The sequence below is a fragment of the Ramlibacter sp. AN1133 genome, assembly GCF_037890035.1.
GTDB lineage: Bacteria > Pseudomonadota > Gammaproteobacteria > Burkholderiales > Burkholderiaceae_C > Ramlibacter.
Genome location: NZ_JBBKTQ010000007.1, coordinates 1 through 23183, shown reverse-complemented (window position 1 = coordinate 23183; position 23183 = coordinate 1). Strand labels below are relative to the sequence as shown.

At 68.7% G+C, this 23183-nt stretch carries 22 protein-coding genes; 11 read left to right on the top strand and 11 right to left on the bottom strand.

Going from position 1 to position 23183, the window contains the following annotated elements; translation table 11 throughout:
• Positions 1-12: 12 nt before the first annotated feature.
• From WG923_RS11425 to WG923_RS11400, 6 genes are all read right to left on the bottom strand, one after another.
• Complete coding sequence (locus tag WG923_RS11425) at positions 13-306, bottom strand: FAD assembly factor SdhE (protein WP_340351089.1); 294 nt, start codon at positions 304-306, stop codon at positions 13-15.
• Positions 307-344: 38 nt separating this feature from the next.
• Positions 345-1052 (bottom strand): succinate dehydrogenase iron-sulfur subunit, encoded by a 708-nt coding sequence (locus WG923_RS11420; protein ID WP_340351088.1) that lies wholly within the window; start codon positions 1050-1052, stop codon positions 345-347.
• Between the two features lie 22 nt (positions 1053-1074).
• On the bottom strand, positions 1075-2886 hold the full coding sequence (sdhA, locus tag WG923_RS11415; protein ID WP_340351087.1) for a succinate dehydrogenase flavoprotein subunit: 1812 nt from the start codon (positions 2884-2886) through the stop codon (positions 1075-1077).
• Between the two features lie 5 nt (positions 2887-2891).
• Positions 2892-3257 carry a succinate dehydrogenase, hydrophobic membrane anchor protein gene (gene sdhD, locus WG923_RS11410; protein ID WP_340351086.1) on the bottom strand — a complete coding sequence of 122 codons (366 nt, stop codon included), beginning with the start codon at positions 3255-3257 and terminating at the stop codon, positions 2892-2894.
• A gap of 20 nt (positions 3258-3277) precedes the next feature.
• Positions 3278-3703 (bottom strand): succinate dehydrogenase, cytochrome b556 subunit, encoded by a 426-nt coding sequence (sdhC, locus tag WG923_RS11405; RefSeq protein WP_340351085.1) that lies wholly within the window; start codon positions 3701-3703, stop codon positions 3278-3280.
• Between the two features lie 146 nt (positions 3704-3849).
• A complete protein-coding gene (locus tag WG923_RS11400) occupies positions 3850-4638 on the bottom strand; it encodes a GntR family transcriptional regulator (RefSeq protein WP_340351084.1) in 789 nt (262 codons plus the stop codon).
• 181 nt (positions 4639-4819) lie between these two features.
• On the opposite strand from WG923_RS11400, the gene WG923_RS11395 reads away from it, so the two are divergent.
• The 5 genes from WG923_RS11395 to sbmA all read left to right on the top strand — a co-directional run bounded on the left by WG923_RS11395 (position 4820) and on the right by sbmA (position 11240).
• Positions 4820-5806: a malate dehydrogenase gene (locus tag WG923_RS11395; RefSeq protein WP_340351083.1), complete on the top strand. Its 987-nt coding sequence runs from the start codon at positions 4820-4822 to the stop codon at positions 5804-5806.
• Between the two features lie 56 nt (positions 5807-5862).
• Positions 5863-6867, top strand: a complete 1005-nt coding sequence (locus WG923_RS11390) for an HpcH/HpaI aldolase/citrate lyase family protein (protein ID WP_340351082.1) — start codon at positions 5863-5865, stop codon at positions 6865-6867.
• Positions 6864-7394 carry a hypothetical protein gene (locus WG923_RS11385; RefSeq protein WP_340351081.1) on the top strand — a complete coding sequence of 177 codons (531 nt, stop codon included), beginning with the start codon at positions 6864-6866 and terminating at the stop codon, positions 7392-7394. The genes WG923_RS11390 and WG923_RS11385 overlap by 4 nt, the downstream gene beginning before the upstream one ends.
• A 29-nt stretch (positions 7395-7423) precedes the next feature.
• Positions 7424-10015: a bifunctional aconitate hydratase 2/2-methylisocitrate dehydratase gene (locus WG923_RS11380; RefSeq protein ID WP_340351080.1), complete on the top strand. Its 2592-nt coding sequence runs from the start codon at positions 7424-7426 to the stop codon at positions 10013-10015.
• Between the two features lie 208 nt (positions 10016-10223).
• Complete coding sequence (gene sbmA / locus WG923_RS11375; RefSeq protein WP_340351079.1) at positions 10224-11240, top strand: peptide antibiotic transporter SbmA; 1017 nt, start codon at positions 10224-10226, stop codon at positions 11238-11240.
• A 162-nt stretch (positions 11241-11402) separates the two neighbouring features.
• On the opposite strand, the gene WG923_RS11370 is transcribed toward sbmA, so the two are convergent.
• Entirely contained in the window at positions 11403-12221 is an 819-nt protein-coding gene (locus WG923_RS11370; RefSeq protein WP_445322919.1) for an MmyB family transcriptional regulator, read from the bottom strand.
• Between the two features lie 106 nt (positions 12222-12327).
• On the opposite strand from WG923_RS11370, the gene WG923_RS11365 reads away from it, so the two are divergent.
• From WG923_RS11365 to WG923_RS11345, 5 genes are all read left to right on the top strand, one after another.
• Complete coding sequence (locus WG923_RS11365) at positions 12328-12723, top strand: hypothetical protein (RefSeq protein WP_340351077.1); 396 nt, start codon at positions 12328-12330, stop codon at positions 12721-12723.
• Between the two features lie 85 nt (positions 12724-12808).
• Entirely contained in the window at positions 12809-13891 is a 1083-nt protein-coding gene (serC, locus tag WG923_RS11360; protein ID WP_340351076.1) for a 3-phosphoserine/phosphohydroxythreonine transaminase, read from the top strand.
• Positions 13884-15071 (top strand): phosphoglycerate dehydrogenase, encoded by a 1188-nt coding sequence (locus WG923_RS11355; RefSeq protein ID WP_340351075.1) that lies wholly within the window; start codon positions 13884-13886, stop codon positions 15069-15071. Before serC ends, WG923_RS11355 begins: the two co-directional genes overlap by 8 nt.
• Before the next feature lie 73 nt (positions 15072-15144).
• Positions 15145-18027 (top strand): aconitate hydratase, encoded by a 2883-nt coding sequence (locus WG923_RS11350; RefSeq protein WP_340351074.1) that lies wholly within the window; start codon positions 15145-15147, stop codon positions 18025-18027.
• Complete coding sequence (locus WG923_RS11345) at positions 18024-19205, top strand: FAD-dependent oxidoreductase (protein WP_340351073.1); 1182 nt, start codon at positions 18024-18026, stop codon at positions 19203-19205. The genes WG923_RS11350 and WG923_RS11345 overlap by 4 nt, the downstream gene beginning before the upstream one ends.
• 128 nt (positions 19206-19333) lie before the next feature.
• Here WG923_RS11345 and kynA read toward each other — a convergent pair whose 3' ends face one another.
• The 4 genes from kynA to WG923_RS11325 all read right to left on the bottom strand — a co-directional run bounded on the left by kynA (position 19334) and on the right by WG923_RS11325 (position 22566).
• On the bottom strand, positions 19334-20125 hold the full coding sequence (kynA, locus tag WG923_RS11340; protein ID WP_340351072.1) for a tryptophan 2,3-dioxygenase: 792 nt from the start codon (positions 20123-20125) through the stop codon (positions 19334-19336).
• Positions 20126-20216: 91 nt separating this feature from the next.
• Positions 20217-21479, bottom strand: coding sequence for a kynureninase (kynU, locus tag WG923_RS11335; RefSeq protein ID WP_340351071.1), 1263 nt, complete (start codon positions 21477-21479; stop codon positions 20217-20219).
• Complete coding sequence (kynB, locus tag WG923_RS11330; protein WP_340351070.1) at positions 21476-22105, bottom strand: arylformamidase; 630 nt, start codon at positions 22103-22105, stop codon at positions 21476-21478. Before kynB ends, kynU begins: the two co-directional genes overlap by 4 nt.
• Before the next feature lie 125 nt (positions 22106-22230).
• Positions 22231-22566 carry a YkgJ family cysteine cluster protein gene (locus WG923_RS11325; RefSeq protein WP_340351069.1) on the bottom strand — a complete coding sequence of 112 codons (336 nt, stop codon included), beginning with the start codon at positions 22564-22566 and terminating at the stop codon, positions 22231-22233.
• 82 nt (positions 22567-22648) lie between these two features.
• Here WG923_RS11325 and WG923_RS11320 point away from each other — a divergent pair, with 82 nt between their 5' ends.
• Positions 22649-23035 carry a hypothetical protein gene (locus WG923_RS11320; RefSeq protein WP_340351068.1) on the top strand — a complete coding sequence of 129 codons (387 nt, stop codon included), beginning with the start codon at positions 22649-22651 and terminating at the stop codon, positions 23033-23035.
• Positions 23036-23183 lie beyond the last annotated feature (148 nt).

The following is a 23183-nucleotide window of genomic DNA, read 5'->3' as shown; positions in this document are numbered from 1 at the left end:
CTGTCTCAGGTTTCAATGCCCACGTCCCGGCGATGCGGCCGCGGGCAGGCGCAGCATCTCCAGTACTTCCTTGATGTCCGGGCGGTCGAGCGCATCCGCCGGCTCCTTGCGCCTGAGCAGGAGGTCGAGCAGGTCGTTGTCCGCGAGGTCCATCAGTTCCCCCAGCGCACGGGCCTGCACCATGGTCAGGCGCGACGCGAATCGGTCGAAGAAGCGCTCGATGAAGAGATCGTTCTCCAGCAGTCCCCGGCGGCAGCGCCACCGCAGCTTGCTCAAGCCCCGCTCATCCAGCAGCTCGTCGTCCATTGTCGCTCCGGTTATGGCGTACTGTCTTTTGACCTGCGTCAGACAGCGCGCCGGACCATCAGCTCCTTGATCTTGCCGATGGCCATGGTCGGGTTGAGGCCCTTGGGGCAGACGTCGACGCAGTTCATGATGGTGTGGCAGCGGAACAACCGATAGGGATCTTCCAGGTTGTCCAGGCGCTCGCCGGTGGCCTCGTCGCGGCTGTCGGCGATGAAGCGGTAGGCCTGCAGCAGCCCGGCCGGGCCCACGAACTTGTCGGGGTTCCACCAGAAGCTCGGGCAGCTGGTCGAGCAGCTCGCGCACAGGATGCACTCGTACAGCCCGTTGAGCTCTTCGCGCTCCTCGGGGGACTGCAGGCGCTCGCGGTCCGGCTTGATGCTGTCGTTGACGAGGTAGGGCTTGATCGAGTGGTACTGCTTGAAGAACTGCGTCATGTCCACGATCAGGTCGCGGATCACGGGCAGGCCGGGCAGCGGCTTGAGCACGATCGGCTTGTCGCCCAGCTGGCGCAGGTTGGTCAGGCAGGCCAGGCCGTTCTTGCCGTTGATGTTCATGGCGTCGGAGCCGCACACGCCCTCGCGGCACGAGCGCCGGTAGGCGATCGTCGGGTCCTGCGCCTTGAGCTTCATCAGGGCGTCGAGCAGCATGCGCTCGTTGCCCTCGAGCTCGATCTCCACCGTCTGCATGTACGGCTTGTCGTCCTGGTCCGGGTCGTAGCGGTAGATGTGGAAGGTGCGCTTTTGCATGTCTGGGTCTTTCGGAACTGCTTTAGAAGGTGCGCACCTTGGGCGGCACCGACTCGACGGAGAGGGGCTTGAGCTTCACCGGCTTGTAGGCGAGGCGGCTGCCTTCGCTGTACCACAGGGAGTGCTTCATCCAGTTGGCGTCGTCGCGGCCGAGCGGCGAGACCGGATCGTCGGCCGGGCGCTCGTAGTCGCTCACCGTGTGGGCGCCGCGGCATTCCTTGCGGGCGGCGGCGGACACGATGGTGGCCTGCGCGGCTTCCATCAGGTTCTCGACTTCCAGCGCCTCGATGCGCGCGGTGTTGAACACGCGCGACTTGTCCTTCAGTGTGATGGCGTTGACGCGATCGCGCAGCGCTGCGACCTTGCGCACGCCCTCGTCCATCATGGCCTGCGTGCGGAACACGCCGGCATGCGTCTGCATCGTGTTGCGCATGTCGTTGGCGACATCCTGCGAGTACTCGCCGGCAGTCGCGTTCTCGAGGCGGTTGAGGCGCTCGAGCGAACGTTCGGCGGCGTCCAGCGGCAGCGGCTTGTGCGACTTGCTGCGGCTGGCGAATTCGACGATGTGGTTGCCCGCGGCCTTGCCGAACACCAGCAGGTCCAGCAGCGAGTTGGTGCCCAGCCGGTTGGCGCCGTGCACCGAGACGCAGGAGCACTCGCCCACGGCGTACAGGCCGTTGAGCGGGCTGTTGTCCTCGCCGTTCTTCTGCAGCACGACCTGGCCGTGGATGTTGGTCGGGATGCCGCCCATCTGGTAGTGGATGGTGGGCACGACCGGGATCGGCTCGCGCGTGATGTCGACGTTGGCGAAATTCACGCCGATCTCATAGACGGAGGGCAGGCGCTTGTGGATCGTCTCGGCACCGAGGTGGTCGAGCTTGAGCAGCACGTAGTCCTTGTTGGGACCGCAGCCGCGGCCTTCCTTGATCTCCTGGTCCATCGAGCGGGAGACGAAGTCGCGCGGCGCCAGGTCCTTCAGCGTGGGGGCGTAGCGCTCCATGAAGCGCTCGCCCTTGCTGTTCAACAGGATCGCGCCTTCGCCGCGGCAGCCTTCGGTGAGCAGCACGCCCGCGCCGGCCACGCCGGTGGGGTGGAACTGCCAGAACTCCATGTCTTCCAGCGGGATGCCGGCGCGCGCCGCCATGCCCAGGCCGTCGCCGGTGTTGATGAAGGCGTTGGTGGAGGCCTGGAAGATGCGGCCCGCGCCGCCGGTGGCCAGCAGCACGGTCTTGGCGTGCAGCACGTGCAGGTCGCCGGTTTCCATCTCCAGCGCCGTCACGCCGACCACGTCGCCCTCGGCGTCGCGGATCAGGTCGAGCGCCATCCACTCGACGAAAAAGGAGGTCTTGGCGCGCACGTTCTGCTGGTACAGCGTGTGCAGCATCGCGTGGCCGGTGCGGTCGGCCGCGGCGCAGGCGCGCTGCACCGGCTTCTCGCCGTAGTTGGCGGTGTGGCCGCCGAAGGGGCGCTGGTAGATCGTGCCGTCGGGGTTGCGGTCGAACGGCATGCCGAAGTGCTCGAGCTCGTACACGACCTTCGGCGCCTCGCGGCACATGAACTCGATCGCGTCCTGGTCGCCGAGCCAGTCGGAGCCCTTGATCGTGTCGTAGAAGTGGTAGTGCCAGTTGTCCTCGGACATGTTGCCCAGGGAGGCGCCGATGCCGCCCTGCGCCGCCACCGTGTGCGAGCGGGTGGGGAACACCTTGGACAGCACGGCCACGTTCAGGCCGGCCAGGGACAGTTGGAGGGAGGCGCGCATGCCGGAGCCGCCGGCGCCCACGATGACGACGTCGAACTTGCGCGTCGCGATGTTGCTCTTGGTATAGGAAGCCATGTTCTTCAAACCCTCCACAGGACCTGGATCGCCCAGCCGGCGCAGCCGACGAGCCAGACGATGACGAGGATCTGCAGCACCAGGCGCACCCCCACCGGTTTCACGTAATCCATCAGCACCTCGCGCATGCCCACCCACACGTGGAACAGCAGGCCGACGATGGTCGCGAAGGTCAGCATCTTCATCGGCTGCGGCACGAAGATGCCGGCCCACTTGTCGTAGCCGATCTCGCCGCGGAAGAAGATCAGCTGCGCGAGCACGACGACCGTGAACAGCGCCATGAGCACCGCGGTGACGCGCTGCGCGAGCCAGTCGCGCACGCCGTAATGGGCACCGACGACGGTGCGGCGGGAGCCGTAGTTGACTGCCATTGATTTGACTCCTGGAAGGCTTAGTACAGGCCGAACAGCTTGGCGCCGAGCACCACCGTGAGCACGAGGCTGGCGATGAGCGTGAACTTCGCCGTGGTCGCGCCGCGCTGCTTGGTCACCGCGGCGTGGCTGACGTCGCTCCAGACGTGGCGCAGGCCCGCGATGAAGTGCGTGAGGTAGGCCCAGATCAGCGCCAGCACCACCAGCTTGAGCAGCACGCCGCCCGCGCCGGTGTTGAGCGCGCTGCGCAGGCGCGCGAAGGAGATCTCCGAGGAGATCGACTTGTCGAAGATCCACATCACCAGCGGCAGCAGCACGAACATCAGGACCCCGCTCGCGCGGTGCATCCCCGAGACGATGGCCGCGAGGGGCCAGCGGTACGACGGCAGGTCCCTGAACGCGTGGATGTTCCGGAACTCAGGACGCTTCCCGTCGGCTTCTGTCATATGTCTGTTTCTTTCAGGATGGCGCATGGGCGGAAGAGGGGGGAGAGGTGGGGGAGAAGGCGCGGACAACCCAAAATTCTATTTCAACGCAACAAGCTGACTCGGAGGTTGCAATTGGGATGCTCCCTGATGCGCGTGCGCTTGCGTTAGCTCAAGTCGTTGCGATAGTGATGCGAGTCGGTGCGATAGAGGCCGCGGCGCAGCTCCATCGGCACGTCGTTGTAGGTGTACGCGAGGCGTTCCACCGAAAGCAGCGGGGCGCCGGTCCTGGTCGCGAGCAGCGCGGCCTGCTGCTCGTCGGCGGCCACGGCGCGGATCTTCTCCTCGGCGCGGACCATGCGCACGCCGAACGCGAGTTCGAACAGCGCGTAGGTCGGCCCCTGGTGCCCCGCCATCTGTTCGGCCGTGAGGCCCTTGAAGGTGTTGCCCGGCAGCCAGATGTCCTCGAGGATGGTGGGCCGGCCGGAGAACGACAGCGTGCGCCGCACCTGCACGACCGCGTCGCCGGTGCGCAGCTGCAATGCGCGCGCGACCTCGGCGCTCGCGCGCACGCGCCGGCACTCGAGCACCTTGCGCTCGGCCGGCTGGTCCTCGGGCGCGCCGCTGTCCGGCACCAGCTTCAGGAAGCGGTAGCGCACGTGCTGCTCGGCATGCGTGCTCACGAAGGTGCCCTTGCCCTGCCGGCGCACCACGAGGTTCTCGGCCGCGAGTTCGTCGATGGCCTTGCGCACCGTGCCCTGGCTCACGCGGAAGCGCGCGGCCAGTTCCATCTCGCTGGGGATCGCCTCGCCGGGCTTCCATTCGCCGGCCTGCAGGCTTTGCAGGATCAGCCCCTTGATCTGCTGGTACAGCGGGCTGAACGCGGGGGTCGCGCCGGGCGCGGCGGGGTCGGCCGCGGGCAGCGTGTCGGCGGAAGGGGAGGTCGGGAAGGCCATGGGCTTCGGGGCGCTGCGGGACTGCAACGCCGAGGGCAATCATATCTTATATAAGACATAAGACAAATTGACTCCCCCGGGTTTCCCCGGGTAAACTCTTGCGCTGTCCCGCAGGGCACCTGCATCACCGTCAAGCACCCCTCTCGACCCCCCAACTCGCAACTTCCATTCGGAGATTTCCATGAGCAAGAAGCCCGTTCGCGTCGCCGTCACCGGCGCCGCCGGCCAGATCGGTTATGCCCTGCTGTTCCGCATCGCCTCCGGCGAGATGCTGGGCAAGGACCAGCCCGTGATCCTGCAGCTGCTGGAGATCCCCGACGAGAAGGCGCAGAAGGCCCTCAAGGGCGTGATGATGGAACTGGAAGACTGCGCCTTCCCGCTGCTGGCCGGCATGGAAGCGCACGCCGACCCGATGACCGCCTTCAAGGACACCGACTACGCGCTGCTGGTCGGCGCGCGTCCGCGCGGCCCCGGCATGGAGCGCAAGGACCTGCTGTCCGCCAACGCGCAGATCTTCACCGCGCAGGGCAAGGCCCTCGACAAGGTCGCTTCGCGCAACGTGAAGGTGCTGGTGGTGGGCAACCCCGCCAACACCAACGCCTGGATCGCGATGAAGAGCGCGCCCAGCCTGCCGCGCAAGAACTTCACCGCCATGCTCCGCCTGGACCACAACCGCGCGCTGTCGCAGGTCGCCGCCAAGACCGGCAAGCCGGTGGCCGCCATCAAGAAGCTCACGGTGTGGGGCAACCACTCGCCCACCATGTACGCCGACTACCGCTTCGCCACCATCGACGGCAAGCCGGTCAAGGACCTGATCAACGACCAGGAGTGGAACAAGAACACCTTCCTGCCCACGGTGGGCAAGCGCGGCGCCGCCATCATCGAGGCGCGCGGCCTGTCGTCCGCCGCCTCGGCCGCCAATGCCGCCATCGACCACATGCGCGACTGGGCCCTGGGCTCCAGCGGCGAGTGGGTCACGATGGGCATCCCGTCGGACGGCCAGTACGGCATCCCGAAGGACACGATGTTCGGCTTCCCGGTCACCACGCAGAACGGCGAGTACAAGCTGGTCGAAGGCCTGGAGATCGACGCCTTCTCGCAGGAGCGCATCAACCTGACGCTCAAGGAACTGCAGGAAGAGCAGCAGGGCGTCGCGCACCTGCTGTAAGGGAGCGACGGAGCGTCCCCACCCCAGCCCTCCCCCGACGGGGAGGGAGCCAAGACATGAGCCACCCCCGCGACATCCTCCTCGGCGCCCAGGCGCGCACCGGATCCATTCCGGTGTGCGACCACTACAGCGGCGTGGAGGCGCGCATGCGCAAGAGCCTGCAGCTCCAGGAGGAGATGACGCAGGAGTTCGGCGCGTGCGTGTTCGACGTCACCCTCGACTGCGAGGACGGCGCGCCGGTGGGTGGCGAGAAGGAGCATGCGGCGCTGGTGGTCGAACTGGCGCTGGGTGCCAGGCCCGATGCGCGCGTCGCCGTGCGCGTGCATCCGGTGGACCATCCCGCCTTCGAGGGCGATGTCGCCACGATCGCCGGCAAGGCCGGCCACCGGCTGGTGCACATCATGCTGCCGAAGGTGGAGCGCCCCGAGGACGTCGAGCGGGCCGCGCGTGCGGTCGATGCCGCCGGCGCGATGGGGCTGCCGCTGCAGGGCCTGATCGAATCGCCGGCCGCGGTGCACCGCGCCTTCGACATCGCGGCCCATCCCCGCATCCAGTCCCTCAGCTTCGGGCTGATGGACTTCGTGTCGGCGCATGGCGGCGCGATCCCGTCCGAAGGGATGGGCGTGCAGGGCCAGTTCACGCACCCGCTGGTGGTGCGCGCCAAGCTCGAGATTTCGTCGGCCTGCCATGCCCACGGCAAGGTGCCGTCGCATGGTGTCGTCACGGAATTCCGCGACCAGGCCGCTTTCCGGGCCGCGGCGTCGCGTGCAGCCAACGAGTTCGGTTACACGCGCATGTGGAGCATCCACCCCGACCAGATCCGGTCGATCGTGGAATTGTTCGCACCCACGAAAAACGAAATACACAAGGCGTCACAACTTCTGCGGACTGCAGAGCAAGCAGGTTGGGCGCCGATCAGCTTCGACGGCAAACTCGAGGACAGGGCGAGCTACCGCTACTACTGGCAGGTCCTGGAACGGGCCCACCAGACCGGGCGGCCGCTCCCCGACGAAGCGCGCGAATGGTTCGCGCGCTCCCAGTCCAACGGAGAGACTCCATGAAGTTGCTGATTGCCTCGATCGTCACCGCCCTGTTCGCCGCCGGCGCCTTCGCGCAGGCGCCGGCAGCGCCCGCCGACAAGGCGCACGCGAACAAGAAGCCGGTGTCGGTCAAGAAGGTGCCGCCCGCGAGCAAGCGCCAGGCCATCGAGGAAGCCACGCCGACCGAGGACTACGACCCGACCGACAAGCTCTCGGCGGCGGAACTCGAGATTGCCAAGCGCGTGCACACCGGCGAGATCCAGTGCGAGCTGGGCCAGAAGGTGAGCGTCAAGGCGATGAAGCGCGAAGGGTACTTCTTCGTCTCGCGCGGCATCTACAAGTACGTGATGCATCCGGTGGAAAGCCGCACCGGCGCGCTGCGCCTCGAAGACTCCAAGCGCGGCGCCCTGTGGCTGCAGCTCGGGAACAAGTCGATGCTGATGAACCAGAAGGAAGGCAAGCGCCTGGCCGACGAATGCGTCAGCCCCGAGCAGGCCGACTTCGCCAAGAACATGAAGCCCGTCAACCTGCTGGAGCCGGGCAAATGACGACCCCTTGATCGGAGAGAGAGACCCCCATGTTGCAAGCCTACGTTGAACACGTTGCCGAGCGCGCCGCGCTGGGCATCCCGCCGCTGCCGCTGTCGGCCAAGCAGACCGCTGACGTGATCGAGATGATCAAGTCCGCGCCGGCCAAGGAAGAAGCCTTCCTGCTGGACCTGCTGACCCACCGCGTGCCGCCGGGCGTGGACGACGCCGCGAAGGTGAAGGCCAGCTTCCTTTCCGCGGTTGCCCATGGGGATCTCGCCGTCGCGGCGATCAGCAAGGCCAAGGCGACCGAGCTGCTCGGCACCATGGTCGGCGGCTACAACGTCAAGCCGCTGATCGACCTGCTGGACGACCCGCAGGTGGCGCAGATCGCCGCCGACGGCCTGAAGAAGACCCTGCTGATGTTCGACTTCTTCCACGACGTCGCCGAGAAGGCGAAGGCGGGGAACAGGTTCGCCCGCGAAGTGATCCAGTCGTGGGCCGACGCCGAATGGTTCACCTCGCGTCCCGAAGTGGCGCAGAAGATCACGGTCACCGTGTTCAAGGTGCCCGGCGAGACCAACACCGACGACCTGTCGCCCGCGCCCGATGCCTGGTCGCGTCCCGACATCCCGCTGCACGCCATGGCGATGCTGAAGAACAGCCGCCCGGGCGCGGCGTTCAAGCCGGAAGAAGAGGGCAAGCGCGGCCCGATCAAGTTCATCGACGAACTCAAGGCCAAGGGGCACCAGGTCGCCTATGTGGGCGACGTGGTCGGCACCGGCTCCTCGCGCAAGTCCGCCACCAACAGCGTGATCTGGATGACCGGCCAGGACATCCCCTTCGTGCCGAACAAGCGCTTCGGCGGCGTCACGCTGGGCGGCAAGATCGCCCCGATCTTCTACAACACGCAGGAAGACTCCGGCGCGCTGCCGATCGAAGTCGACGTGGCCCAGTTCGAGATGGGCGACGTGATCGACATCTTCCCCTACGAAGGCACGATCCAGAAGGACGGCAAGGTGGTCTCGCGCTTCGCGCTGAAGTCCGACGTGCTGTTCGACGAGGTGCGCGCGGGCGGCCGCATCAACCTGATCATCGGCCGCTCGCTCACGGCCAACGCGCGCACCTTCCTGGGCCTGCCCGCGTCCACCACCTTCCGCCTGCCCAAGCCGCCGGTCGACTCCGGCCGCGGTTTCACGCTGGCGCAGAAGATGGTCGGTCGCGCCTGCGGCCTGCCCGAAGGCAAGGGCGTGCGTCCCGGCACCTACTGCGAGCCGCGCATGACCACCGTGGGTTCGCAGGACACCACCGGCCCGATGACGCGCGACGAGCTGAAGGACCTGGCCTGCCTGGGCTTCAGTGCCGACATGGTGATGCAGTCCTTCTGCCACACCGCGGCCTACCCGAAGCCGGTGGACGTGAAGACGCACCGCGAGCTGCCCGCCTTCATCTCCAACCGCGGCGGCGTGGCCCTGCGCCCCGGCGACGGCGTGATCCACTCCTGGCTGAACCGCCTGCTGCTGCCCGACACCGTGGGCACCGGCGGCGACAGCCACACCCGCTTCCCGATCGGCATCAGCTTCCCGGCCGGCTCCGGCCTGGTGGCCTTCGCCGCCGCCACCGGCGTGATGCCGCTGGACATGCCCGAATCCGTGCTGGTGCGCTTCAAGGGCGAGATGCAGCCCGGCATCACGCTGCGCGACCTGGTGCACGCGATTCCCTTCTACGCGATCAAGCAGGGCCTGCTGACCGTGGCCAAGGAGAACAAGAAGAACATCTTCTCCGGCCGCGTGCTGGAGATCGAGGGCCTGCCGAACCTGAAGGTGGAACAGGCGTTCGAGCTGTCCGACGCCTCGGCCGAGCGGTCCGCCGCCGCCTGCACGGTCAAGCTGAACCAGGAACCGGTCGCCGAGTACCTGCGCTCGAACATCGTCCTGATGAAGAACATGATCGCGCAGGGCTACGCCGACAAGCGAACGCTGGAACGCCGCATCCGCGCCGTGGAAGCGTGGCTGGCCAAGCCGCAGCTGCTGGAAGCCGACAAGGACGCCGAGTACGCCGCCGTGATCGAGATCGACCTGGCGGACATCAAGGAGCCGCTGCTGTGCTGCCCGAACGACCCGGACGACGTCAAGCCGCTGTCCGTGGTGCAGAACACGAAGATCGACGAGGCCTTCATCGGCTCGTGCATGACCAACATCGGTCACTTCCGCGCGGCCTCCACGCTGCTGGAAGGCAAGCGTGACCTCCCGGTCAAGCTGTGGGTCGCCCCGCCGACCAAGATGGATGCCGAGCAGCTGACCAAGGAAGGCCACTACGCCAACTTCGGCGGCGCCGGCGCCCGCACCGAGATGCCCGGCTGCTCCCTGTGCATGGGCAACCAGGCGCAGGTGCGCGAAGGCGCGACGGTGGTTTCGACCTCGACCCGCAACTTCCCCAACCGCCTGGGCAAGAACACCAACGTGTTCCTGGCGTCGGCGGAACTGGCCGCGATCGCCTCCAAGCTGGGTCGCATCCCGACGGTGGCCGAATACCACGCCGACATGGGCGTGATCAACCAGCAGGGCGACAAGGTCTACCGCTACATGAACTTCGACCAGATCGAGGAGTACGCGCAGACGGCCAAGGAAGTGGCGGTTTAAGCGCTGTATTCGTCATCCCCGCGCAGGCGGGGACCCAGTGAGCGGCCCCGCGGGGCCGCTTTTCTTTTGCGTCCGCCGCGTTCCTTGGGCCGTGCCGGCCCAGGACGGCCTTGTCCGCCCCTGGGCCTGCGTCACACCAATGCCCACAGGACGGCCGTTTTCTTTGTAGCATGCCCGACGGCGGCATTCGCCCAAAGGAAACAACAACATGTTCCGCTCCTTCTTCCTGCTGCGCCGCTGGTGGCCCTGGTCCATCCTCGGCACGGTCCTGATCCTCTTCACGACCTGGTACCGGGTGCAGCTCGACGTGCAGATCAACGACTGGTTCGGCACCTTCTACGACCTGGTGCAGAAGGCGCTGGGCACCAAGGGCAGCGTGACGCTGCCGCAGTTCTGGAGCCAGCTCTCGACCTTCCTGCACATCGCGATGATCTACGTGATCGTCGCGGTGTTCGTCGACTTCTTCGTCAAGCACTACATCTTCCGCTGGCGCCAGGCGATGAACGACTATTACATGCAGTACTGGGAGCGGCTGCGCAAGATCGAGGGCGCGGCGCAGCGCGTGCAGGAGGACACGATGCGCTTCGCCAGCATCATGGAAGGCCTGGGCGTGGACCTGGTGCGCAGCGTCATGACGCTCGCGGCGTTCGTGCCCATCCTGTGGACGCTGTCGGACCAGATCACGCAGCTGCCGATCGTCGGGTCGATCCCGCATTCGCTGGTGTGGGTGTCGATCGGCTGGGCGGTGTTCGGCACCGTGGTGCTGGCGTTCACCGGCATCCTGCTGCCCGGCCTGCAGTTCCAGAACCAGCGGCGCGAGGCGGCCTACCGCAAGGAGCTGGTGTACGGCGAGGACGACGCGTCGCGCGCCCAGCCGCCGGTGGTGAGCTCGCTGTTCCAGGAAGTGCGGCGCAACTACTTCCGGCTGTTCTTCCACTACCTGTACTTCGACGTGGTGAAGTGGTCGTACCTGCAGGTGAGCGTGCTGGTGCCGCTGATCGCCCTCGGCCCCACGGTGGTCGCCGGCGTGATCACGCTGGGCGTGATGCAGCAGATCTCGCGCGCGTTCGACAAGGTGACGGAATCGTTCCAGTACCTCGTGTACAGCTGGAGCACGATCGTGGAGCTGATCTCGGTCTACAAGCGCCTGCGCGCCTTCGAGAGCCGGATCCATGACGGGCCGGACGTGGAACCGCCGGGAGGGGCGATTCCGGCGCGGACGTGAAGGCATTCGCGGGCTGTTCGCAGGCTGGCGCTGAGCCGCGAAGCGCGCGAAGCCCAGCGCTCTGCGCGAGAAACATCTCCCTCACCCCGACCCTCTCCCGCAAGCGGGAGAGGGAGTGCCCCCACCCCAGCCCTCTCCCGCAGCGGGAGGGAGCAAGAGCGGTCAGGCGAGCGCGCGCAGTGCCTGTCCCGTCGCCTCGTCCGCCGGAAAGAAGGTTTCCAGCGCCAGCTCCTGCAGGGTGACATCGATCGGCGTGCCGAACACCGTCACCGTGCTGATGAAGCTCAACACGCCCGACGGCGTGCGGATCTGCAGCGGCATCGCCACCCCCAGCACCTCGCCCGCCAGGTGCGGGCTCTCCGCCTCCGGTGGCACCGGATAGCCGCGCAGTTCCTCCTCCAGCGCCTGCAGCACCGGATCGCCCGTCGCCTGGATCTGCTGCCGCAGGCGCTCGAACAGGTGGTGCCGCCATTGCCCCAGGTTCACGATGCGCGGCGCCACGCCTTGCGGATGCAGGCTCAGGCGAAGCACGTTCACCGGCGGCTGCAGCAGCGCTGGATCGACCCCCGCCAGCAGGTGCGAGACCATCGCATTGGCGGCCAGCAGGTTCCAGTGCCGGTCCACCGCCAGCGCCGGGTACGGTTCGTGGCTGCGCAGGATGCACTGCACGGCCTCGCGCGCGGCGGACAGGGCCGGATCGTCCAGCGGCCGCTCGCGGTACATCGGCGCGTAGCCGGCCGCCACGAGCAGGGCATTGCGCTCGCGCAGCGGCACGTCCAGGCGTTCGGCCAGGCGCAGCACCATCTCGCGGCTGGGTGCCGAGCGGCCGGTCTCGACGAAGCTGAGATGGCGGGTGGAGATGTCCGCCTCGTTGGCCAGCTCCAGCTGGCTCATGCGGCGGCGCAGGCGCCAGTGGCGCAGGTGTTCGCCGAACGGGCGCATCGCGCTGGCGGCGGCGAGTGGGGCGACGCGGAGGTCCATGGCGCGCATGGTAGACGCGGCAGGTCGTGCCGGCCATGACCTCCCAGGTCATGGACCGCCGGCGCGGCGGCCGCCAAAGTGCGGCTCCTTTCCACCAGGAGTTGCCATGCGAAGCACCGATCCGTCCCGATTCCTTTTCCTGCTGCTGTGGGCCGACGCCGCCTCCGCCGCTGCCAGCGGAGCGCTGCAGGTCGTCGCCGCGCCGTCCCTGGCCCGCTGGTTCGGCCTGCCGCCGGCGCTGGTCCTCGCCTCCGGAGGCGTGTTGCTGGCCGTCGCCGCGTTCGCTGCGTGGCTGGCGCGCTCGCCCCGGCGGGGCGGTGTGCTCACACTCGTGGGCCTCAACGCCGCCTGGGTCCTCGGCTGCCTCGAGCTGCTGCTCTCGGGCGGGGCGCTCACGGCGCTGGGAACGGGCTGGCTGGTGCTGCAGGCCGTTGCCGTGGGCGTGCTGGCCGAACTCGAATGGCTGGCCCTGCGCCGGGTGGGTCGGACTGCCTTCGCCTGAGCCCGGGGCCGCATCTTGTATGCTGGCAGGTCCGGGCGCGCCCGCGCCCGCCTGCCCCTGCGAGAGCGAGAGAGAAGAGACCCCCATGAGCCGCGTTTTCAACTTCAGTGCCGGTCCCGCCGTGCTGCCCGAACCCGTCCTGCGCCAGGCCGCCGACGAAATGCTGGACTGGCACGGCAGCGGCATGTCCGTCATGGAGATGAGCCACCGCGGCAAGCAGTTCATCGCCATCCATGCCGAGGCCGAGGCGACCTTCCGCGAGCTGATGGACATCCCGTCCAACTACAAGGTCCTGTTCATGCAGGGCGGCGCGATCGGCGAGAACGCGATCGTGCCGATGAACCTGATCGGCCGCAGCGGCCGCGCCGACTACGTGCTGACCGGCGACTGGTCGAAGAAGTCGTTCAAGGAAGCGAAGACCTACGGCCAGATCAACGTGGCCGCGACCGCCGAAGCCAGCAAGTTCACCGCGATCCCCAAGCAGTCCGAGTGGAAGCTCGACCCCGGCGCGGCGTACGTGCACATGTGCTCCAACGAGACCATCGGCGGCGTGCAGTTCCACTGGACGCCGGACACGGGCAGCGTGCCGCTGGTGGCCGACATGTCCTCGGACATCTTCTCGCGCCCGATCGACGTGCGCAAGTACGGCCTGATCTACGCCGGCGCGCAGAAGAACATGGGCCCCTCCGGCCTCACGGTGGTGATCGTGCGCGAGGACCTGCTGGGCCACGCGCTGCCCATCACGCCCTCGGCCTTCAACTACAAGTTGCAGGCCGAGGCCGATTCCATGTACAACACGCCTCCGACCTACGCCATCTACATCGCGGGCCTGGTGTTCCAGCATGTGAAGAAGATGGGCGGCCTGAAGGCCGTGGAGGCGCACAACCGCGCCAAGGCGAAGCTGCTGTACGACCTGCTCGATGCCAGCAGCTTCTATCGCAACGGCATCGCGAAGGAGGACCGCTCGCTCATGAACGTTCCGTTCTGGCTGAAGGACGAATCGAAGAACGATGCCTTCCTCAAGGGCGCGGAGGCGCGCGGCATGCTGCAGCTCAAGGGCCATCGTTCCGTGGGCGGCATGCGCGCCTCGATCTACAACGCGATGCCCATCGAGGGCGTGCAGGCGCTGGTGCAGTACATGAAGGAATTCGAGTCCCAGCATGGCTGATGCCGCCGCCTTCGCGGTGCTGGTGCTCAACCAGATCTCGAAGGCGGGTCTGGAGCGGCTGCCTGCGGGCCGCTACGTCGTCGGCAAGGACATCGCGCAGCCCGACGCGATCCTGGTCCGCTCCGCGGACATGCACGCGATGACGATTCCCGCTTCCGTGCAGGCCATCGGCCGCGCGGGCGCGGGCACCAACAACATCCCGGTGCGCGCGCTCGACGCCCGCGGCATTCCCGTGTTCAACGCGCCCGGTGCCAACGCCAACGCCGTCAAGGAACTGGTGCTGGCGGGCATGCTGATGGCCGCGCGCAACCTGGGTGGCGCGCAGCGCTTCGTCGCCCAGCTCGATGCGAAGCAGCCCGGGCTCGACCAGCTGATCGAGGAGGGCAAGAAGCCCTTCGCCGGCTTCGAGCTGTGCAACCACACGCTGGGCATCATCGGCCTGGGCAAGGTGGGCTGCCTGGTCGCCGACGCGGCGATCAAGCTGGGCATGCACGTGCTCGGCTTCGACCCCGAGATCACCGTCGATGCCGCCTGGAGCCTGCCCTCGCAGGTGCAGCGCGCCGCGAGCGTGCAGGACGTGCTGAAGAACGCGCAGATCGTCAGCGTGCACGTGCCGCTGCTCGCTGCCACGCGCCACCTGGTGAACGCGGAGAACCTGCGCCTGCTGCGCGCCGACGGCGTGCTGCTGAACTTCTCGCGCGAGGGCGTGGTGGATGACGCCGCCGTCGTCGCGGCGCTCGACGCGGGCAAGCTTGGCTGCTATGTCTGCGACTTCCCCAACGCCGCCATCCTCGGGCATCCGAAGGTGATCGCGTTTCCGCACCTGGGCGCCTCCACGCGCGAAGCCGAGGACAACTGCGCCCGCATGGTGGCCGACCAGCTGCGCGACTTCCTGGAGCACGGCAACATCCGCAACGCCGTGAACTTCCCCGAAGTGGGCATGGCGCGCGGATCGAACTGGCGCGTCGCGATCGCCAACGCGAACGTGCCCAACATGCTGGGTCAGATCTCCACCGCGATGGCGCAGGCGGGCCTGAACATCCACAACATGGTGAACAAGTCGCGCGGCGACATGGCGTACACGCTGGTGGACGTGGACAGCGCGGTGGACGAGCCGGTGCTGGAGAAGATCCGCGCGATCGAGGGCGTGCTGGCGGTCCGCTACCTGCCGGTCGCCTGACGGCGACGCGTCCTTACCTCAACCTCTCTTCTGGCGGCACAATGCCGCAAAGCAACAACGAGAGGTCACGAGCATGGCGCACGCGTTCCCCGACACACTCCAGAGCTTCAAGGCCGGTCGCGGCCTCGAAGGAAAGTTCTATTCCCTTCCCGCGCTCGCGCACCATTTCCCCAATGTGAAACGCCTGCCGGTTTCGATGCGCATCGTGCTCGAGTCGGTGCTGCGCAACTGCGACGGCCGCAAGGTCACGGCCGAGCACGTCGCGCAGCTCGCGAACTGGCAACCGAATGCCGAGCGCACGACGGAAATCCCCTTCACGGTCGCCCGCGTGGTGCTGCAGGACTTCACCGGCGTTCCGCTGCTGGCGGACCTGGCCGCCATGCGCAGCGCGGCCGCGCGGCTGGGCAAGGACGTCAACCGCATCGAGCCGCTGGTGCCCGTGGACCTCGTGGTGGACCACTCGGTCATGGTCGACCACTACGGCACGCGCGATGCGCTCGAACTCAACATGCGGCTGGAGTTCTCCCGCAACCAGGAGCGCTACCAGTTCATGAAATGGGGCATGCAGGCCTTCGACACCTTCGGCGTGGTGCCGCCCGGCTTCGGCATCGTCCACCAGGTGAACCTCGAATACCTCGCGCGCGGCATCCACCAGCGGGAGGACGGCGTCTGCTACTTCGACTCGCTGGTCGGCACCGACAGCCACACGACGATGATCAACGGCATCGGCGTGGTGGGCTGGGGCGTGGGCGGCATCGAAGGCGAAGCGGCGATGCTGGGCCAGCCGGTGTACTTCCTCACCCCCGACGTGGTGGGCTTCGAGCTGTCGGGCCAGCTGCGCGAGGGCTGCACGGCCACCGACCTGGTGCTCACCATCACCGAGCTGCTGCGCCGGCACAAGGTGGTCGGCAAGTTCGTCGAGTTCTTCGGCGAAGGCACGCGCAGCCTCGCGCTGCCGGACCGCGCCACCATCGGCAACATGGCGCCCGAGTACGGCGCGACGATGGGCTTCTTCCCGGTCGACGAGCGCACCCTCGACTACTTCGAGGGCACCGGCCGCACCCCGGAGCAGGTGAAGATGCTCGAGGCCTACTTCCGGGCCCAGGGCCTGTTCGGCGTGCCCATGCCGGGCGAGATCGACTATTCCACCGTGGTGCGGCTGGACCTCGGCGATGTGGTGCCCAGCCTCTCCGGCCCCAAGCGCCCGCAGGACCGCATCGAGATCGGCAAGGTGGCCAGCACCTTCAAGACGCTGTTCTCCAGGCCCGTGTCCGAGAACGGTTTCAACCAGCCCGAGGAGATGCTGCTCACCCGGCACCTGATCGACAAGCCCGACACGGCCGACGACCGCACGCCCGCCAGCCCGCCGACGCCGCTGGCCGCCCCGCGCTTCGAACTGGAGATGGAGGCCAACAAGCCCACGCTGCCGTCCGCGCACGCCAAGGCGGTGCCGCCGGTGGAGGGGGGCGACGTCACCATCGGCAACGGCGACGTGCTGATCGCGGCCATCACGAGCTGCACCAACACGTCCAACCCCGGCGTGCTGCTAGCCGCCGGCCTGCTGGCGAAGAAGGCGGTGGAGCGGGGCCTGAAGGTCAAGCCGCACATCAAGACCTCGCTGGCGCCCGGCTCGCGCATGGTCACCGAGTACCTGAGGGACGCGAAGCTGCTGCCCTACCTGGAGGAGCTGGGCTTCACGGTGGCGGGCTACGGCTGCACCACCTGCATCGGCAACTCCGGCGACCTCACGCCCGAGATCAACGACGCCATCGCGCAGAGCGACCTCGTGTGCGCCGCGGTGCTGTCCGGCAACCGCAACTTCGAGGCGCGCATCCATCCCAACATCAAGGCCAACTTCCTCGCCAGCCCGCCACTGGTGGTGGCCTATGCGATCGCCGGCACGGTGCTGCGCGACCTGATGACGGAGCCGGTCGGCCAGGGCAAGGACGGCAAGGACGTGTGGCTGGGCGACATCTGGCCCACCAGCGACGAGATCCACAAGCTGATGAAGTACGCGATGAACCCGAAGGGCTACCGCGCCAGCTACGGCAAGGTCAAGAGCGACCCGGGCAAGCTGTGGGAGAACATCCAGGGCGCGACCGGCGAAACCTACGACTGGCCGACGAGCACCTACATCGCCGAGCCGCCGTTCTTCGAGGGCTTCACGCTGGAGGCCCCGACCTCCGAGGCCGGCGCCGCGGCGGGCACGGCGGCGCCGATCGCCGTGCGCGATGCGCGCATCATGGCGCTGTTCGGCGACTCCATCACCACCGACCACATCTCGCCCGCCGGCTCGATCAAGGAGAACTCGCCGGCCGGCCGCTGGCTGGTGGAGCACGGCGTGAAGAAGACCGATTTCAACAGCTACGGCTCGCGGCGCGGCAACCACGAGGTGATGATGCGCGGCACCTTCGCCAACGTGCGCATCCGCAACCTCCTGCTGCCCACGGGGCCGGACGGCTCGCGCGAGGAGGGCGGCCTGACGATCCACCGCGACGCGCAGGGCAACGCCGAGAGGATGTTCATCTACGACGCGGCGATGAAGTACATCGCCGAAGGCCGGCCGACCGTGATCTTCGCGGGCGAGGAATACGGCACCGGCTCGTCGCGCGACTGGGCGGCCAAGGGCACGCAGCTGCTGGGGATCAAGGCCGTGGTGGCGCGCAGCTTCGAGCGCATCCACCGCAGCAACCTGGTGGGCATGGGCGTGCTGCCGCTGCAGTTCACGGGCGACATGAGCTGGCAGTCGCTGGGCCTCACCGGCGAGGAGCTGGTCGACATCGAGGTCGATCCGCTGCTCAAGCCGCAAAGCCAGGCCGCGCTGATCATCAAGCACCCGAACGGCGACTGCCGTGAAGTCAAGCTGACGCTGCGCATCGACACGCCGATCGAGACCGACTACTACCGGCACGGCGGGATCCTGCCCTACGTGCTGCGGCAACTGCTGGCGGGGTGAGCTCGGAAGTCCTGATTTCCGGGGGCGGCATCGGCGGGCTGGCTGCCGCCGTGGCGGCGCGCCGCGCCGGCTGGGAGGCGCGCCTCTTCGAGCAGGCCGAGGCCTTTTCGGAAGTCGGCGCGGGCATCCAGCTCGGGCCCAACGCGACGCGGATCCTGCGCGAATGGGAGCTGCTGCAAGGCGAGCTCGGGCGGCAGGCCGTCGCGCCCCCGCGCCTGCGCGTGCGCGATGGCGCCGACGGCGACGAGCTCGGCGTGCTGGAGCTGGGGGACGCGATCGCCCGGCGCTACGGCGCACCGTACCTCACCGTGCACCGCGCGGACCTGCAGGCCGCGCTGCTCGCGGCCGCCGAGGACGCAGGCACCCGGCTGCATCCGGGCTGCCGCGTGAAATCGGCGGAGCCGGTCGATGCCGTGGTGCGGTTGCAGACCACGCGCACCTCGCAGGTGGAGGGCGACGCGCTGGTCGTCGCCGACGGCGTGTGGAGCCAGCTGCGCGCGATGGTGGCGGCGGACGGCCCGCCGCAGCCGACCGGCCATCTCGCCTACCGCGCCCTCGTGCGCCAGCAGGACCTGCCGGCGTCCCTGCGCAGCGAGGAAGTGACGGTGTGGCTCGCGCCGCGCATGCACCTCGTGACCTATCCCCTGCGCGGCGGCGAATGGCTCAATGCGGTGTGCGTGGTGCAGGGCACGCAGCGCGGCGATCCGCGCGACTGGGACCACGCCGCTTCGCAGGCGCAGCTCGAGGCCGCGCTGGGGCCGGTGTGCGACGAGGTGCGCGAGCGCGTCGCGGCACTGCCCGCGTGGCGGCTGTGGATCCTGCACGATCGCCCGCCGGTGGCCTCGGCGGACGCGATGGCCCGCGGCCGCATCGCGTTGCTGGGAGACGCCGCGCATCCGATGCGGCCTTACCTCGCCCAGGGCGCGGGCATGGCGATCGAGGATGCGCGCGAGCTGCAGCGCGTGCTGGCGGTGGCGGACGAGCGCACGATCGACGTGCCGATCGCCTTGCGGCGCTATGCGCTCAATCGCTGGGAGCGCGTCGCCCGGGTGCAGGAGCGCTCGCGGCGCAACGGCACGGTCTTCCATGCGACCGGGCCGCTGCGCATGGCGAGGAATGCGGCGATGAAGATGCTGGGGAGCGGGTTGCTGGACCAGCCGTGGTTGTATGGGGGCTAGGGGGCTAGGGGGCTAGGGGTCGCGGAGTCGGGTAGGCTGGCGGTGAGCTGCGCGAACCCCAGCGATGCGCGAAGCGCTGGGGTTCGGCGCTTCGCGCGCTCACCACCAGCCTACGAATCCGGGCCGCATCACAAATCCGTCCGCAGCTGCCAGAGCTCCGGAAACAGCACCACATCCAGCATCTTGCGCAGGTACGGCACCCCGCCCGTGCCGCCCGTCCCGCGCTTGAACCCGATCACCCGCTCCACCGTCGTCACATGCCGGAAGCGCCACAGCCGGAAGGCGTCTTCCAGGTCCGTGAGCTCCTCGCCCAGCTCGTAGAGGTCCCAGTGCCTGGTCGGCTCGCGGTAGACCACCAGCCACGCCTGCTCCACCTCGCGGCTGGCCTGGTAGGGCTGCGTCCAGTCGCGCTCCAGGTGCGACGCGGGCACCGGCAGGCCGCGGCGCGCCAGCAGGCGCAAGGCCTCGTCGTAGAGCGAGGGTGCCTCCAGCGCGGCCCGCACCAGCGACAGGCGCTCGCCATGCGGCTCGTGCGGCCGCAGCATGGCCGCGTTCTTGTTCCCCAGCATGAACTCGATGCAGCGGTACTGCCAGCTCTGGAAGCCGCTGGAGCTGGCGAGGTAGGGGCGGATCGCGCTGTATTCGGCCGGCGTCATGGTGGCCAGCACGTCCCAGGCGTGTACCAGCTGCTCCATGATGCGGGACACGCGCGCCAGCATCTTGAACGCCGGCTGCAGTTCGTCGCGCGCGATGCAGGCCCTGGCCGCGGCGAGCTCGTGCAGCATCAGCTTCATCCAGAGTTCGCTGGTCTGGTGCTGCACGATGAACAGCATCTCGTTGTGGTCCGGCGAGAGCGGCTTCTGCGCCTGCAGGATCGCATCGAGCTGCAGGTAGTCGCCGTAATTCATTTCACCGCTCATTGGATCACCTCCCCCAGGCTCCGCACTGCGTGCTGCGCCTCCCCCCTCCGCAAGCGGCGGGGGCGAGCGCCTTCGGGCGGCCGTGCGGCGCTCATGTCACTGCCTGCTTCCGGTTGAATTCCGCGCGGCGCCACTCGCCGCCCGCCAGCACCTCGCGCAGGTGCTCCACCGCGTTCCACACGTCCTCGAAGCGCAGGTACAGCGGCGCCAGGCCGAAGCGCAGGATGTCCGGCGGACCGGCGCGGTAGTCGCCGATGACGCCGCGCGCGACCAGCGCCTGCACGATCGCGTAGGCGCCTTCGTCGCGCGTGAGGCAGACCTGCGACCCCCGGCATGCGTGCTCGCGCGGCGTCACGAGCCCGAGCCCGTGGCCCGCGCAGCGCTCCTCCACCAGCGCGATGAACAGGTCCGTGAGCGCGAGCGACTTGCGGCGCAGCGCCGGCATGCCGCCCAGGGGCTGCGCGGCCAGCACCGTGTCCAGCCCGCAATCGAGCGCGATCAGGCTCAGCACCGGCTGCGTGCCGCACAGGTAGCGCGCGATGCCGGCGGCCGGCCGGTAGTCGCTCGCGAAGGCGAAGGGCGCGGCGTGGCCCCACCAGCCCGCCAGCGGCTGCCAGAAGCGGTCCGCATGGCGCGGATGCACCCACACGAAGGCGGGCGCGCCCGGACCGCCATTGAGGTACTTGTAGCCGCAGCCCACGGCGAAGTCGGCACGGGCCGCATGCAGGTCGACTTCGACCGCGCCGGCGCTGTGCGCGAGATCCCAGACCGCGAGCGCGCCCGCGGCCTGCGCCGCCCGCGTCACCGCAGCCATGTCGTGCATCGCGCCGCTGCGGTAGTTGACGTGCGTGAGCATCAGGATCGCCGTGTCCTCGCCCAGCGCGGACGCGAGCTCCTGCGCCTCGAGCAACCTCAGGGTGAAGCCACGCTCGCGGCACAGCGATTCGGCGATATAGAGGTCGGTCGGGAAGTTGCTGCGTTCGCTGAGTACCGTGCGGCGCGCGGGCGCATCGGCCTGCACGATGGACAGCGCGGCGCTGAGCACCTTGAACAGGTTGATCGAGGTGCTGTCGGTGGCCACCACCTCGCCGGCGCGGGCGCCGACCAGCGTGGCGATGCGGTCGCCCACGCGCTGCGGCAGTTCGAACCAGCCGGCGCTGTTCCACGAGCGGATCAGGCCTTCGCCCCATTCCTCGCGCACGGCGCGCGCGATGCGCTCGCCCGCGTGCTTCGGCAGCGGCCCGAGCGAGTTGCCATCGAGGTAGGTCACGCCGGCGGGCAGCGCGAACAGGTCGCGCAGTTCGCGCAAGGGGTCCTGCGCATCGAGCGCGCGGCAGTCCTGCAGGCTGGTCATGGCAGCTCCCGCAGCACGGCGCGCACCGGCGACGCATCGGCGGTCACGAGCTTCAGGGGCAGCGCGATCAGCTCGTAGTCGCCTTCCGGCACATCGTCGAGCACCAGGTTCTCCAGCACGCGCAGCCCGCGCTGTCGCACCACCTGGTGGCTGGGCAGCGCCTTGCTTGCGGCCGGATCGATGCTGGCCGTGTCGATGCCCACCAGCAGCACGCCGGCATCCGCGAGCCGCTCTATCGTCTCCGGCGCGAACGCGGCGAGGTCCGGGTCCCAGCGGTCCACCGGCGCGCGTTCGTAGGTTCGCACCAGCACGCGCGGCGGCAGGGCCTGCGTGGCGTGCGCGATGTGGTCCCAGGTGACGAGCGGGCCGCGCGCGATGGCGTGGATCACGCGGCAGGCGCCGAGGTACGGCTGAAGGGGCAGGGTGCCGACGGGGGCGCCATCGGGGTCGTAGTGCAGCGGCGCGTCCGCGTGGGCGCCCACGTGCGGCGACAGCGTCAGCGTGCTGACGTTGACGGGGCAGCCGGGCGCGATGGTCGCGGCCCACTCCTGCCGGTAAGGCGTATCGCCGGGGAACACGGGCGAGCCCGGGCGCACCGGCGGCGAAATGTCCCAGAGACGAGGCATTCTTGCGACTGTAGTCGCAAGGACGCCTCGTCTGGCTGCGGCTTCAGGAACCCCCCCATCCCAGCCTTCCCCCCCGAGGGGGGGAAGGGGCGGAACGCTGCTGGAGTGGCGCCGCGGATGGACTCTTATCCGGCCGGGGTTGCTGCATCCAGCGGCGGCAGGCCGTGGCGGGCGCGGGCCTTCTCGCAGCCGTGGCTGCCGGGCTCCAGTTCGCGGCAGGGGTTGGGCCGCCATTCGTAGATGCCGCAGGAGGCTCGCTCGCCCACCTTGCCCTTCAGCGCCGCGCAGCGGATCGGCACGTGGTCGGTGCCGCGCATGCGCCAGGTGTTGCCCGTCACTTCGACGGCGAGCCCGGCGGGCACGGTGCCTCCGTGGTCGTCGAGCTCGTAGACGGCGAAGTCGACGCGGAAGGCGGCGCAGCAGGCGCCGCAGCGCAGGCAGGGGTGGTCGGGATCGGCCATCGGGATGAGAAACCTAAACGGGGCCGGCGCGTTGCGGAAGAACTGTACGTGAATACAGCGAGCAACGAACCAGGAGGACAGCATGGAACTGCAGGTCGCGCGCCAGATTATCGACACCTTGGCGCAGGGCATCCATCCCGTCACCGGTGAAGTCATGCCGGAAGACAGCCCCTACAACGCCCCGCCGGTGATCCGGGCGCTGCACGCCGTCGCGCGCGCACTGGAGTCCGCAGGCGGCGAGCCGTCCGAGGGCGCCCGTCCGAAGCCGGCGCCGCCGCCCAACGCGGGCAAGCGCTGGTCCCCGCAGGAAGACTCCGCGCTGGAGACAGCGTTCGATGCCGGCATCCCGCTCAGGCAGGTCGCGCAGGAACTGGGTCGCACCGGCTTCGCGGTCGAACAGCGGCTGATCAAGCTGGGGAAGATCGAGGCGCCGGCAGGGGGAGGGCGCTTCGGCCCGGCCGCGGGCTAGGTTTCGCTCCTCCCCCCTTTGGGGGGAGGCTGGGAGGGGGGCGCTCCAGGGAGGCGGCAAACGCCGGGGCGGGGGGGGGGGGGGGGGGGGGGGGGGGGGGGGGGGGGGGGGGGGGGGCGCGGCCCCCGCCCCCCCCCCCCCGGGCCCC